The 12,268-nt window shown below is 67.8% G+C and carries 12 protein-coding genes; 9 read left to right on the top strand and 3 right to left on the bottom strand.

All coding sequences use genetic code 11. The features are described 5' to 3' along the window. The first annotated feature begins 9 nt into the window (after window positions 1-9). Genes DYE23_RS24315 through DYE23_RS24275 form a run of 9 tightly spaced genes read left to right on the top strand, consistent with a single transcriptional unit; the run spans window position 10 to window position 9,713 of the window. A complete protein-coding gene (locus DYE23_RS24315) occupies window positions 10-1,212 on the top strand; it encodes an MCE family protein (protein WP_013470767.1) in 1,203 nt (400 codons plus the stop codon). Continuing rightward, complete coding sequence (locus DYE23_RS24310; RefSeq protein WP_011892454.1) at window positions 1,212-2,243, top strand: MCE family protein; 1,032 nt, start codon at window positions 1,212-1,214, stop codon at window positions 2,241-2,243. The genes DYE23_RS24315 and DYE23_RS24310 overlap by 1 nt, the downstream gene beginning before the upstream one ends. Further along, complete coding sequence (locus tag DYE23_RS24305) at window positions 2,236-3,294, top strand: MCE family protein (protein ID WP_013470769.1); 1,059 nt, start codon at window positions 2,236-2,238, stop codon at window positions 3,292-3,294. Before DYE23_RS24310 ends, DYE23_RS24305 begins: the two co-directional genes overlap by 8 nt. Then, the gene (locus tag DYE23_RS24300) at window positions 3,291-4,670 is read left to right on the top strand and encodes an MCE family protein (protein ID WP_041787660.1); all 1,380 of its coding nucleotides are present in this window, start codon (window positions 3,291-3,293) and stop codon (window positions 4,668-4,670) included. Before DYE23_RS24305 ends, DYE23_RS24300 begins: the two co-directional genes overlap by 4 nt. After that, window positions 4,667-5,827, top strand: a complete 1,161-nt coding sequence (locus DYE23_RS24295) for an MCE family protein (protein WP_011892457.1) — start codon at window positions 4,667-4,669, stop codon at window positions 5,825-5,827. Before DYE23_RS24300 ends, DYE23_RS24295 begins: the two co-directional genes overlap by 4 nt. Beyond that, window positions 5,827-7,524, top strand: coding sequence for an MCE family protein (locus tag DYE23_RS24290; protein WP_115328386.1), 1,698 nt, complete (start codon window positions 5,827-5,829; stop codon window positions 7,522-7,524). Before DYE23_RS24295 ends, DYE23_RS24290 begins: the two co-directional genes overlap by 1 nt. A 3-nt stretch (window positions 7,525-7,527) precedes the next feature. Continuing rightward, window positions 7,528-8,202, top strand: coding sequence for an Rv1363c family protein (locus DYE23_RS24285; RefSeq protein WP_013470772.1), 675 nt, complete (start codon window positions 7,528-7,530; stop codon window positions 8,200-8,202). Next, window positions 8,202-8,696 (top strand): Rv1363c family protein, encoded by a 495-nt coding sequence (locus DYE23_RS24280; protein ID WP_115328385.1) that lies wholly within the window; start codon window positions 8,202-8,204, stop codon window positions 8,694-8,696. The genes DYE23_RS24285 and DYE23_RS24280 overlap by 1 nt, the downstream gene beginning before the upstream one ends. Before the next feature lie 12 nt (window positions 8,697-8,708). Then, the gene (locus DYE23_RS24275) at window positions 8,709-9,713 is read left to right on the top strand and encodes an NAD-dependent epimerase/dehydratase family protein (RefSeq protein WP_115328384.1); all 1,005 of its coding nucleotides are present in this window, start codon (window positions 8,709-8,711) and stop codon (window positions 9,711-9,713) included. Here the strand turns inward: DYE23_RS24275 and DYE23_RS24270 are convergent. The 3 genes from DYE23_RS24270 to DYE23_RS24260 are packed head-to-tail and all read right to left on the bottom strand — an operon-like array spanning window position 9,688 to window position 12,212. Continuing rightward, window positions 9,688-10,533 carry an SDR family oxidoreductase gene (locus DYE23_RS24270; protein ID WP_115328383.1) on the bottom strand — a complete coding sequence of 282 codons (846 nt, stop codon included), beginning with the start codon at window positions 10,531-10,533 and terminating at the stop codon, window positions 9,688-9,690. The genes DYE23_RS24275 and DYE23_RS24270 overlap by 26 nt on opposite strands. Next, on the bottom strand, window positions 10,534-12,045 hold the full coding sequence (locus DYE23_RS24265; protein WP_115328382.1) for an alpha,alpha-trehalose-phosphate synthase (UDP-forming): 1,512 nt from the start codon (window positions 12,043-12,045) through the stop codon (window positions 10,534-10,536). Next, window positions 12,045-12,212 (bottom strand): hypothetical protein, encoded by a 168-nt coding sequence (locus DYE23_RS24260; protein ID WP_011892464.1) that lies wholly within the window; start codon window positions 12,210-12,212, stop codon window positions 12,045-12,047. Before DYE23_RS24260 ends, DYE23_RS24265 begins: the two co-directional genes overlap by 1 nt. Window positions 12,213-12,268: the final 56 nt, after the last annotated feature.

Here is a 12,268-nt window from a genome sequence, read left to right as displayed (position 1 = left end):
AGGAACACGATGAGCGACGGTGACGCCAAGCGCAGTCATGTGAGGATCGCTGCGGCGATCCTCGCTGCGCTGGTTCTTGCCGCTGTCGTGTTCACCTACCTTTCCTATACGGCGGCGTTCACCCCGACGGACAAGGTGACGGTGCTTTCGCCGCGCGCCGGCCTGGTCATGGACGTCGACGCCAAGGTCAAGTACCGCGGTATCCAGGTCGGCAAGGTCGAATCGATCGAATACGCCGGCAACGCCGCCAAACTCACGCTCGCGATCAACCGCGACGACATGCGTTACATCCCGGGCGATGCGCCGGTGCGGATCGGCGGCACCACGATCTTCGGTGCGAAGTCGGTAGAGTTCCTGGCCCCCGAGGACCCGAGCGGCCAGCCGCTGCGCCCGGGCACCGAGGTCAAGGCCGACGACGTGCAGCTCGAGGTCAACACGTTGTTCCAGACCTTGACCGACCTGCTGCAGAAGATCGATCCGATCAAGCTCAACGGCACGCTGTCGGCACTCGGTGAAGGTATGCGCGGCCACGGCGATGACGTCGGGGCGTTGCTGTCGGGCCTGAACTACTACACCAGCCAGCTCAACCCGAAACTGCCCGCGCTGCAGGAAGATCTGCGCCGCACCGCGGTGGTCGCCGACATCTACGGCGACGCCGGCCCGGATCTGGCCCGCATCCTGGACAACGCACCAGCCATCAGCCAGACCATCGTCGACGAGCAGGACAACCTGAATGCGGCGCTGCTGGCGGCGACGGGGTTGGCCAACAACGGCACCGCGACGTTCGAACCGGCGGCCGACGACTACATCGCCGCAGTGCAGCGGTTGCGCGCGCCGCTCAAGGTCGCCGGCGAGTACTCCCCGGTGATCGGATGCACGCTGCGGGGCACCGCGGCCGCGATCGACCGCTTCGCCCCGATCATCGGCGGCATCCGGCCGGGTCTGTTCGTGTCGTCGAACTTCCTGCCCGGCTCGCCGGCGTACACCTACCCCGAGAGCCTGCCGATCGTCAACGCGTCCGGCGGCCCGAATTGCCGTGGTCTGCCCGATGTTCCGAGCAAGCAGTACGGCGGTTCCTGGTACCGCACGCCGTTCCTGGTCACCGACAACGCCTATGTCCCGTACCAGCCGAACACCGAGCTGCAATTCGACGCGCCGTCGACGCTGCAGTTCCTGTTCAACGGCGCGTATGCGGAAAGGGACGACTTCTAGTGAATCGCGAAAGACGAACCCTGGTCAGCGTCAGCATTTTCACGGTGGTGATGCTGATGGTCGCCGCGTCGCTGATCGTGGTGTTCGGTGAGTTCCGGTTCGCCGCCGAGGACAAGTACCGGGCGACCTTCACCGACGCGTCGCGGCTGAAGACGGGACAGGACGTCCGCATCGCCGGCATCCCCGTGGGCACCGTCGAAGGGCTCAGCCTCAATCCCGACAACTCCGTCGAGGTCGAGTTCACCGTCAACGAGCGCTACCAGCTCTACACCTCGACCAAGGCCGTGATCCGCTACGAGAACCTCGTCGGCGATCGGTACCTCGAAATCACCTCGGGCCCTGGAGATCTCGTGAAGCTGCCGCCGGGCGGCACCGTCGTCAACACCGAGCCCGCGCTGGATCTCGACGCCCTGCTCGGCGGGCTCAAGCCGGTGGTGAAGGGTTTGGACGGCGCCAAGGTCAACGAGATCAGCAGCGCCGTCATCGAGCTCCTGCAGGGTGAGGGCGGGGCGCTCGCGGCGATGCTGTCGAGCACCAGCGCGTTCACCCAGAACCTCGCTGCGCGCGACCAGCTCATCGGCGACGTCATCACCAACCTCAACACCGTGCTGGGCACCGTCGACGAGAAGGGCGCCGAGTTCGACGCCAGCGTCGATCAGCTGCAGAAGCTCATCACGGGCTTGGCCGAGGGCCGCGATCCGATCGCCGGTGCCATCGGTCCGCTGGCGACCGCCGAGAACGACCTGACCGAGATGCTGGAGACGTCGCGCCGGCCCATCCAGGGCGTCATCGAGAACGTGCGGCCGTTCGCGCAGCGGATGGACGAGCGCAAGGCCGACGTCAACAAGGTCATCGAGCCGTTGGCCGAGAACTATCTGCGGCTCAACGCCCTCGGTGCCTACGGCTCGTTCTTCAACATCTTCTACTGCTCGACCCGCTTGAAGATCAACGGACCGGCGGGCAGCGACATTCTGGTTCCGTTCGGTGGTCCGCCGGATCCGAGCAAGGGGAGGTGTTCCGAAGATGGCTAGGCCCGATGATTCGAATCCGTTGCGCACCGGCATCTTCGGCATCGCGTTGGTCGCCTGCCTGGTACTGGTGTCCTTCGGGTATTCCAGCCTGCCGTTCTTCCCCCAGGGCAAGGCGTACGAGGCGTACTTCGCCGATGCCGGCGGCATCACCCCCGGCAACGATGTGAACGTCTCCGGGATCAACGTGGGCAAGGTCAACTCCGTCGAGCTCGCCGGCGACGCCGCCAAGATCACCTTCACCGTGAATCGCGAGGTCAAGGTCGGGGACCAGTCGCTGGTCGCGATCAAGACCGACACGGTGCTCGGTGAGAAGTCGCTGGCCGTCACGCCCAAGGGCAACGGCGAATCCACCGTCATCCCGCTGGGTCGGACCACCACGCCGTACACCTTGAACACCGCGCTGCAGGATCTCGGACAGAACGTCGGTGAACTCGACAAGCCGCAGTTCGAGATGGCTCTGCAGACGCTGACCGACTCGCTCAAAGACGCGACCCCGCATCTGCGCAGCGCGCTCGACGGCGTCACCAATCTGTCGCGCAGTCTGAACAAGCGCGACGAGGCTCTCGATCAGCTTCTCGCGCGTGCCAAGAACGTGTCCGACACGCTGGCACAGCGATCCGGTCAGGTGAATCAGCTGATCACCGACGGCAATCTGCTGTTCGCCGCGCTCGACGAGCGACGTCAGGCGCTGAGCAACCTGATCGCCGGCATCGACGACGTCGCCACCCAGATCTCGGGCTTCGTCGCCGACAACCGGCGCGAGTTCAAGCCGGCGCTGGAGAAGCTGAACCTGGTGCTGGACAACCTGTTGGAGCGTCGCGAGCACATCGGCGAAGCCCTCAAGCGACTGCCGGCCTACGCGACGGCGCTCGGCGAGGTCGTCGGATCGGGCCCCGGATTCCAGATCAACCTCTACGGTCTGCCGCCGGCGCCGATCGCCGAGGTGCTGCTCGACACCTACTTCCAGCCGGGCAAGCTGCCTGACAGCCTGTCCGACATGCTCCGTGGCTACATCTCGGAGCGGATGATCCTGAGGCCGAAGTCCCCATGACACAGGAGAACTCGGTGACACGCAGCCGCTGGTTACGGCCGGTGCTGATCTGTGTGCTCGTCGCCGTCCTGGCGATCGGCGCGTACCTGGTGTGGCCGAGCCGCACCGGGCAGAAGGTGACGGCGTACTTCACGTCCGCGGTGGGGCTGTACCCCGGCGACGACGTGCGCGTGGTCGGTGTGCCGGTCGGCACGATCGACGCGATCGATCCCCGCGCCAACGACGTGAAGATCACGATGACGATCGACAGCGACGTGAAGCTGCCCGCCGAGGCCGAGGCGCTGGTGATCTCGCCGAACCTGGTGTCGGCCAGGTTCATTCAGCTGACCCCCGCCTACACCGGTGGCGCCGTGTTGGCCGACGGTGCCGAGATCGGGCTCGACCGCACCGCCGTTCCGGTCGAGTGGGACGAGGTCAAAGAGCAACTGACGCAGCTGAGCACCCAACTCGGGCCGAACGAGGACTCGGTGCGGGGGCCGCTGACCGACGTCGTGAACCAGGCCGCCGACACTTTCGACGGCAACGGTGACACCTTCCGCAGCGCGGTGCGTGAACTCTCGCAGACCGCGGGGCGGCTCGGGGATTCCCGGGCCGACCTGTTCGGCACGATCCGTAACCTGCAGATCCTCGTCGACGCGCTGTCGCGCAGCAACGAGCAGATCGTGCAGTTCTCCAATCACGTCGCGTCGGTGTCCCAGGTCCTCGCCGATGCCACCACCGATCTCGACATCACACTGGGCACGCTGAACCAGGCGCTCACCGACGTGCGCGGCTTCCTCGGCGAGAGCAACGAGGCGCTGATCGGACAGGTCAACCGTCTCACCGACTTCACGAACCTGCTGACCGAGCACAGTGACGACATCGAACAGATCCTGCACATCACGCCCAATGGGCTGAGCAACTTCTACAACATCTACAACCCGGCGCAGGGCACCGTCGGCGGGCTGCTGACGCTGCCGAACTTCGCCAACCCCGTGCAGTTCATCTGCGGCGGTACGTTCGACGCCGCCGCCACCCCCGACAACTACAAGCGCGCCGAGATCTGCCGTCAGCGGATGGGCCCGGTGTTCAAGCGCATCACGATGAACTATCCGCCGCTGCTGTTCCATCCGATCAACAGCATCACGGCCTACAAGGGGCAGATCATCTACGACACCCCGGCCACCGAGGCCAAGGCCGAGACCCCGGTTCCGTACCTGCAGTGGCAGAACGCCCCGGGCGTGACGCCACCCAAGGTCGCACCCGATGCGGACCTGACGTCGCTGCTGGTTCCCGCCGAGGGCGCCGAGGCGTCCACCTCGCACGCGGGTGGCCCCGAGACGGGGCCGGCGCCCGCCGCACCCGCTGCGCCCGGACCGGCGGAGGCGGGCCGATGATCCGTCGCGTACTCGGGGTGTCGTCGGTCGCGCTGCTGCTGAGCGGCTGCCAGTTCGGTGGCCTGAACTCGCTGAACATGCCCGGCACCGCCGGACACGGCAGCGGCTCCTTCGATGTCAGCGTCCAGTTGCCCGACGTGTCCACGCTGCCGCAGAACTCGCCGGTGATGGTCGACGACGTCACCGTGGGCAGTGTGTCCGGTGTGGAGGCGGTGCAGCGCGAGGACGGCACCTTCTTCGCCGAGGTCCAGCTCTCCCTCGACGGAAACGTGAAGCTACCGGCCAACGCGACGGCCAAGGTCGCCCAGACCTCGTTGCTCGGCTCGCAGCACATCGAGTTGGCCCCGCCCGCAGACGGATCGGGAACGGGCGAGTTGGTGGAGGGTTCGCGGATCCCGATCGACAACACGGCCAACTACCCGACGACCGAGCAGGTGCTGTCCTCGCTCGGCGTGGTGGTCAACAAGGGCAATCTCGGTGCGCTGCAGGACATCACCGACGAGACCTACAACGCCGTGGTGGGGCGTTCCGGCACGTTCGAGGGCCTGATTCCCCGGCTTGCCGAGCTGACCGACTCGCTGGACCGGCAGACCGGTGACATCATCGCCGCGGCCGAGGGACTGAACAGGTTCGCCGGGATTCTGGCCGGCAGCAAGGACAGCCTGGGCCGCACGCTCGACACGCTGCCCGAGGCGCTGGAGGTGCTCAACGACAACCGGGCGCAACTCGTCGATGCGTTCACCGCGCTGCGCAGCTTCGCCGAGGTCGCATCGCGGGTCCTGCAGGAGACCAAGGACGACTTCGCCGCGGACTTCAAGGACCTGTTCCCGGTCATCAAGGCGCTCAACGACAACGCGGACTACTTCATCAAGGACCTCGAGTTCCTGCCGACGTTCCCGTTCCACTACAAGTACCTGCGCAACGCGGTGCGCGGTGACTACCTGAACGTGTACACGACGTTCGACCTGACTTTGCGCCGCGTCGGTGAATCGGTGTTCACGACGTCGCTGGGACTGGACCCGAACATGAAGCGGATGAACGAGATCGTCAATCCGCCCGACTTCCTCACCGGCGCGATGGCGAACCTGTCGGGTCAGGCGGCGGATCCGTTCAAGATTCCGCCGGGCACCGCGACGCAACACGAGGGGGCGCCGTAATGCTGGACCGCCTGACCCGCATACAGCTGTCGATCTTCGCGATCGTGACCGTCCTGAGCGTGGGCGCGGTGGCGCTGTTCTACCTGCACGTGCCGGCCGCGGTCGGGATCGGCGCCTACAACGTGACGGCCAATTTCGTGGCCGGCGGCGGGATCTACCAGAACGCGAACGTGACCTATCGCGGCGTCACCATCGGCCATGTCGAGTCGGTCGGCCTGTCCGACAACAGTGTGGTCGCACGCATGCAGCTCAACAGCGACACCCCGGTTCCGGAGAACGTGACGGCGACCGTCAAGAGCGTGTCGGCGATCGGCGAGCAGTACATCGACCTGGTTCCGCCGGAGGACGCGTCGCAGCAGATGCTGCGTGACGGCTCCGATATCGGCCTGGACCGCACGGCGATCGGGCAGGACATCGCCGGCCTGCTGGCCGAGGCCGACACCCTGGTGCAGAGCGTGAGCGACAGCAGGCTGCAGGAGTTGCTCGACGAGACCTTCAAGGCATTCAACGGATCCGGGCCCGAACTGGCCCGGCTGATCCAGTCGTCGCGGTTGCTCGTCGACGAGGCCAACGCGAACTACCCGCAGGTCGCCCAGCTCATCGACCAGGCCGGCCCCTTCCTGGACGCCCAGATCCGCAGCGGTGACGACATCCGTTCGCTCGCTGAGGGACTGGGGCGGCTGACCACGGAGGTCGCGGGCGCCGACCCGCAGCTGCGCACGACGCTGCAGACGGTGCCGGGCGCGGCCGAGGTGGCCAACGAGACGTTCGACGGAATCCGGCCGTCCTTCCCGATGCTGGCGGCCAACCTGGCCAACTTCGGCCGCATCGGCGTGATCTACAACAAGTCGCTGGAGCACGCTCTGGTCGTCTTCCCCGCGCTGCTCGCGGCGCTGAACACCGTCGCCGGCGGCGTGCCCACCGACGAGGGCGGCAAGCTGGACTTCAAGATCCACCTGCAGGACCCACCGCCGTGTGCGACCGGCTTCATCCCGGCGACGCAGATCCGCTCACCGGCCGACACCACCCTGCGCGAGCTGCCGACGGACCTGTACTGCAAGGTGCCGCAGAACGATCCGAGCGTGGTGCGCGGCGCCCGTAACTACCCGTGCCAGGAGTTCCCCGGCAAACGTGCGCCCACCATCCAGCTCTGCCGCGATCCGCGCGGGTACGTGCCGCTCGGCAGCAACCCGTGGCGCGGGCCGCCCGTCCCCGTCGGCACCCCGGTCCAGGACGGCCGGAACATCTTGCCGCCGAACAAGTTCCCGATGATCCCGCCGCAGGTCGATCCCGATCCGGGTCCGCCGTCGGTGCAGTTGCCCCCCGGGGTCACACCGGGCCCCGGGCCCGCTCCGCACGCGCCGTTCCCGTTGCCCACGCCACCCAACGAGCAGGGCCCGCAGCCGGCGCCGTGGCCGTACTTCTCGCCGCCCGACCACGTGGTCCCGCCGTACGGCCGCCCACCGTTGGCGCCACCCCCGGCGCCCGGGCCGGCTCCGGCACCGGCTCCGGCACCGGGTGCCCCGCCGCTGCCCGCCGAGGCCCCCTTGGCCAGCTCCACCTCGGTGGCGACCTACGATCACAACGGCAAGTTCGTCGACCCGGCAGGCGGAGTCGGCGTCTACGCGCCCGGCTCCGACAAACTCGCGCCCGCGGAGAACTGGGTGGATCTGATGTTGGCGCCGAAGCAGGTATAGGTAGTGCAAGAGTCAGTAACCCCGCCGCAGCGGGTGCGCCGCCGTGCGTCGCGCGCCGCCGGTCCGGCCAGCGATGCGCCGCCCGCGGTGACCGGCGTCAGCGTCGAAGGGACCTCCCCGGCGCGACCGGTCCGGCCGGTCGGACCGCCACCGCGTCGCCGCGCGCACCGGCGCCTGGTCGCGGTCGTGTCGATCGCCGTCACGCTGGTGGCCGTGGCGGCCCTGACCGTGGCGACGGCGCTGATGGTCGATCGGCAGCGCGGCATCGAAGCCGAGCAGGCGCGCGAGCAGCGTTTCGTCGACACGGCCTCGCAGTCGGTGGTCAACATGTTCAGCTATACCCAGAACACGATCGACGAGAGCGTCGACCGGTTCGTCGACGGCACCAGCGGCCCGTTGCGCGCGATGATGACGCAGGAGGGCAACGTCGAGAACCTCAAGCTGCTCTTCCGCGACACCAACGCCACCTCCGAGGCGGTCATCAACGGCGCCGCACTGGAGCGGATCGACGAGATCGCCGATAACGCAGCGGTATTGGTCTCGGTGCGGGTGACGGTCACCGATCTCGACGGCAACAACGCGCCGTCGGAGCCCTACCGGATGCGGGTCATCGTCCACGAGGACGACAACGGTCACATGACCGCTTACGACCTCAAATACCCCGACGGGGGCAACTGATGCGCGAGGGGCTCGCCAAAGTGATCGGCGCCGTCGCCATCGTCTTGGCGACCGGCTTCGTCGCGCTCTCGGCAGTGGGCGGATGGCTTTACTGGAAGGGCGTGGAACTCGACGGCGAGCAGCAGGCCAGGGCGGAACTGCCGGCGCTGGCCGAAGAGCAGATTCCGCGGGTCTTCGGATTCGACTACCAGACCGTCGAGCGTTCCTTCGCCGAGGTCTACCCGATGTTGACCCCGGAGTACCGCCAGGAGTTCCAGGACCGCGTGACCAACGAGATCATTCCGCAGGCGCGCGACCGGGAACTGATCAGCCAGGCGCACACGGTCGGCACGGGAGTGCTCGACGCCCACCGCACCTCGGCGTCGGTGATGGTCTACATGAATCGCACCGTCACCGATAAGTCGAAGGAGTCGGTGTACGACGGAAGCCGGCTGCGGGTCGACTACAAGAAGGTCGACGGCAAGTGGCTGATCGCCTACATCACCCCGATCTGACTGGAGGGCACCATTCATATCGCGGTCACGGGTGGCATCGGCTACCTCGGCGCCCACACGGTGCGTGCGCTACTGGAAGCCGGGCACAGCGTCCGGTTGCTGGTCCTGCCCCAGGAGCAGGATGCGCCGGTGATCGGCCGGTTGCGCGCGCTCGGTGAGGTTTCGGTGGTGGTCGGCGACATCCGCTCGGAGTCCACGGTCACCGAACTGCTCAGCGGTGTGGACGCGGTGCTGCATGCCGCCGGTGTGGTCGGCACCGACGAGCGGCGATCGCAGCTGATGTGGGACATCAACGCCTACGCGACCGAACAGATCCTGACCCGGGCCGTCGACCTCGGCCTCGACCCGGTGGTGTCGGTGAGCAGCTACAGTGCCCTGTTCCCACCGAAAAACGGTGTGATCTCGGCGGATTCGCCGACCGCCGACGGTCGCAGCAGCTACGCCAAGACCAAGGGTTACGCCGACCGCGCGGCGCGCCGGTTGCAGGACGCCGGCGCCCCTGTGGTGGTGACCTATCCGTCGAGCGTGGTCGGCGCGGCATTCGGTGGCACGGCCTTAGGCGTGACGGAGCGCGGCTGGGCGCCGATCGTGCGGGCGCGGGTCGCACCGCGAGTCCGCGCCGGGATGCAGATGATCGATGTCCGCGACGTCGCCGACGTGCACACCCGCCTGATGAGCCCCGGCCGTGGACCGCACCGCTATGTGTGCGGCGGTGTGATGCTGACGTTCGACGAGATGATCGACGCGTTGGAGGAGGGCCTGGAACGGCCGGTCCGGCGGATCCCGATGTCGCCGAAAGCGCTTCTCGCGGTGGGACGGATCTCCGATGTCGCGGGACGCTACATCCCGCTCGGTGACGGGCTCAGCTATGAGGCGGCATTGCTGTTGACCTCGGCGACGCCGACCGACGACAGTCTGACGAGAGAGGATCTCGGGCTGTCCTGGCGTTCGCCGCGTGCCGCGATCGTCGAGTCCTTCGCGGCGGCGCGGATCAGCTCCGGCCGAGGAACCGCCTGACGTAGTGACCGATCCGGCGCACCGGAACCGGCCGCGGCCAGTCGTCGCCGCGGAACAGCGCGTCTGTGCCGCCGTCGACGAAGATGACACTGCCGCAGACGAAGTCGGCCGCATCGGAGAGCAGGAAGCACATCCACCGGGCGAGCAGATCGGGCTCGCCGTAGCCTCCGACGGGGACGGGGAACTTCTCGACGAACCTGGCCTGACGCTTGTTGTCGAGCTGCTCCTGCAGCAGCGGCGTCATCACGGCGCCGGGTGCGAGGACGTTGAGCCGGATCCCGGCACCCGCCCACTCCGGCAGCACCGCGGTGCGCCTGGCCCAGCGGGTGACGGCGATCTTGGACGCCGCATACATCATCGCGGGCTTACCGGGTCCGTAGAGCCGGACGGCGCGAAGGGCTCTGTCCACGTCGCCGGCCAACAGCGCACGCACCGCACGGTTGGGCACCGCCGGCGTGGTCGTTGTCGAATTGCTGCCGACCACAACGACTTTCGCGTTCTGTGCGACGGCGAGCGCGGGACGCCACCGGGTGAGCAGGTCGACGACACCGAGATAGTTGACGGCGCCGATGAGGCGCAACCGGTCGGCACCCTGACTCGGGCCCAGGCCGGCGGCCAGCACCGCTCCGTCGAGGCGGCCCGCGCAGGCCGCGAGAACCTGCGCCGCGGCGTCGGCCCGCCCGTCGGCGGTGGAGAGGTCGGCGACGACGTCGGCGTCCTTGATGTCGACGGTGATCACGGTGTGCCCGTCGGCGCGCAACCGGGCCACCGCCGCGGCGCCCATCCCCGACGCAGAGCCGGTGATCGCGTACGTCCCCATCTAGTGCGACTCCTCGTTGATCGGTTCTCTCGATGCCAGCGCGTCGAGGAAGGACCGCGCCCACCGGTCCACGTCGTGGGCCAGGACCTGGCGGCGCAGCGCCCGCATGCGCCGTCGGCCCTCTTCGGGTGACTGGTTCAGCGCCGCCTCGATCGCGTCCTTGACCCCTTCGAGGTGATGGGGATTGGTCAGGTAAGCCTGACGCAATTCTGCTGCCGCGCCGGTGAACTCGCTCAGGACGAGAGCGCCGCCGAGGTCATGGCGGCAGGCGACGTACTCCTTGGCGACCAGGTTCATACCGTCGCGCAGCGGCGTGACGAGCATGACGTCGGCGGCGACGAAGAACGCGACGAGATCCTCGCGGGGGATGGGGCGGTGCAGGTAGTGCAGCACCGGGTGGCCCACCTTCCCGAACTCGCCGTTGACGTGGCCGACCTGGCGCTCGATGTCCTCGCGCATCTCGATGTAGCTCTGGACCCGCTCGCGACTGGGGGTGGCGAGCTGCACCAGCACGGTGTCCTCGGGATCGATGCGGCCCTCTTCGAGCAGTTCGGAGAACGCCCGCAACCGCACGTCGATGCCCTTGGTGTAGTCGAGGCGGTCGACGCCGAGCAGCACCTTGCGCGGGTTGCCCAACTCGGCGCGAATCTCCTTGGCGCGCTGACGGGTTGCCCGGGTGCGGGCGTGCTGGTCGAGCTCGGCGGAGTCGATCGAGATCGGGAACGCGCCGACCTTGACCTTCCGGAAACCGAACTGGACCTCGCCGAACCGGGAGCGCACGCCCACGTTGCCGCGTGAGGTGACCGCGCCGAGGAGTCTGCGGGCCAGGATCAGGAAGTTCTGTGCGCCGCCGGGCAGGTGGAAACCGACGAGGTCGGCGCCGAGCAGACCTTCGATGATCTCGGTGCGCCACGGCATCTGGAGGAACAACTCGACCGGGGGGAACGGGATGTGCAGGAAGAAACCGATCGTCAGATCAGGGCGCAGCATCCGCAGCATCTTGGGCACCAGTTGGAGCTGGTAGTCCTGCACCCACACGGTCGCGCCCTCGGCTGCGGTGCGGGCGGCGGCTTCGGCGAACCGGCGGTTCACGTCGACGTAGCGTTCCCACCACTCTCGGTGGTAGGTCGGCTTGACGATGACGTCGTGGTACAGCGGCCACAGGGTGGCGTTGGAGAAGCCCTCGTAGTATTTGGCGACGTCCGCGGCGCTGAGCCGCACCGGGACGAGCGTCATCCCGTCCTGCTCGATCGGCTCGGTGGACGCGTCGGGGTCGTCGGCGTCCTCGGGGACGCCGGGCCAGCCGATCCACGCGCCGTGGCGGCGTCGGAGTAGGGGTTCGAGTGCGGTGACCAGACCGCCGGGGCTGCGCTTCCACTCGGTGCTGCCGTCCGGCAGATTGACCTGGTCGATGGGAAGCCGGTTGGCCACCACGACGAAGTCGGCCTTCGCCGACGGAGGCGCTTCGGATGCCGAGCCGGAGCGGACGCCGTTACCGCTCTGGTCCGTCATTACGCGTCGGCGAGCTTCGCCGGTCCGATTCCCAGCATCGACAGGAAGACACGGCATTCGTCGGCGTCGGTGGCGTAGGCGGCGACCACGCGGCGCGCCTGACGCTCGGTGCTGTCGGCGATGGGCTCGACGTCGCCGATCTCGGTGGGATCAGGTTTGGCTGGCATACGCCAACCTTAGCCAACCGGTCCAAACCGCGGTGTGCGCAGAGCTGGGGCCCGGT

It is taken from the genome of Mycolicibacterium gilvum (genome assembly GCF_900454025.1).
Classification (GTDB): Bacteria; Actinomycetota; Actinomycetes; order Mycobacteriales; family Mycobacteriaceae; genus Mycobacterium; species Mycobacterium gilvum.
Note: the sequence above shows the minus strand (reverse complement) of the source record. Positions and strands in the feature narration are given on the sequence as shown.

Excerpts from the sequence above, each read along its gene's own strand:
- DYE23_RS24315 (WP_013470767.1), top strand. The coding sequence starts at position 10 with ATGAGCGACGGTGACGCCAAGCGCAGTCATGTGAGGATCGCTGCGGCG.
- DYE23_RS24305 (WP_013470769.1), top strand. The coding sequence starts at position 2,236 with ATGGCTAGGCCCGATGATTCGAATCCGTTGCGCACCGGCATCTTCGGC.
- DYE23_RS24300 (WP_041787660.1), top strand. The coding sequence starts at position 3,291 with ATGACACAGGAGAACTCGGTGACACGCAGCCGCTGGTTACGGCCGGTG.
- DYE23_RS24295 (WP_011892457.1), top strand. The coding sequence starts at position 4,667 with ATGATCCGTCGCGTACTCGGGGTGTCGTCGGTCGCGCTGCTGCTGAGC.
- DYE23_RS24290 (WP_115328386.1), top strand. The coding sequence starts at position 5,827 with ATGCTGGACCGCCTGACCCGCATACAGCTGTCGATCTTCGCGATCGTG.
- DYE23_RS24280 (WP_115328385.1), top strand. The coding sequence starts at position 8,202 with ATGCGCGAGGGGCTCGCCAAAGTGATCGGCGCCGTCGCCATCGTCTTG.
- DYE23_RS24270 (WP_115328383.1), bottom strand. The coding sequence starts at position 10,533 with ATGGGGACGTACGCGATCACCGGCTCTGCGTCGGGGATGGGCGCCGCG.
- DYE23_RS24265 (WP_115328382.1), bottom strand. The coding sequence starts at position 12,045 with ATGACGGACCAGAGCGGTAACGGCGTCCGCTCCGGCTCGGCATCCGAA.
- DYE23_RS24260 (WP_011892464.1), bottom strand. The coding sequence starts at position 12,212 with ATGCCAGCCAAACCTGATCCCACCGAGATCGGCGACGTCGAGCCCATC.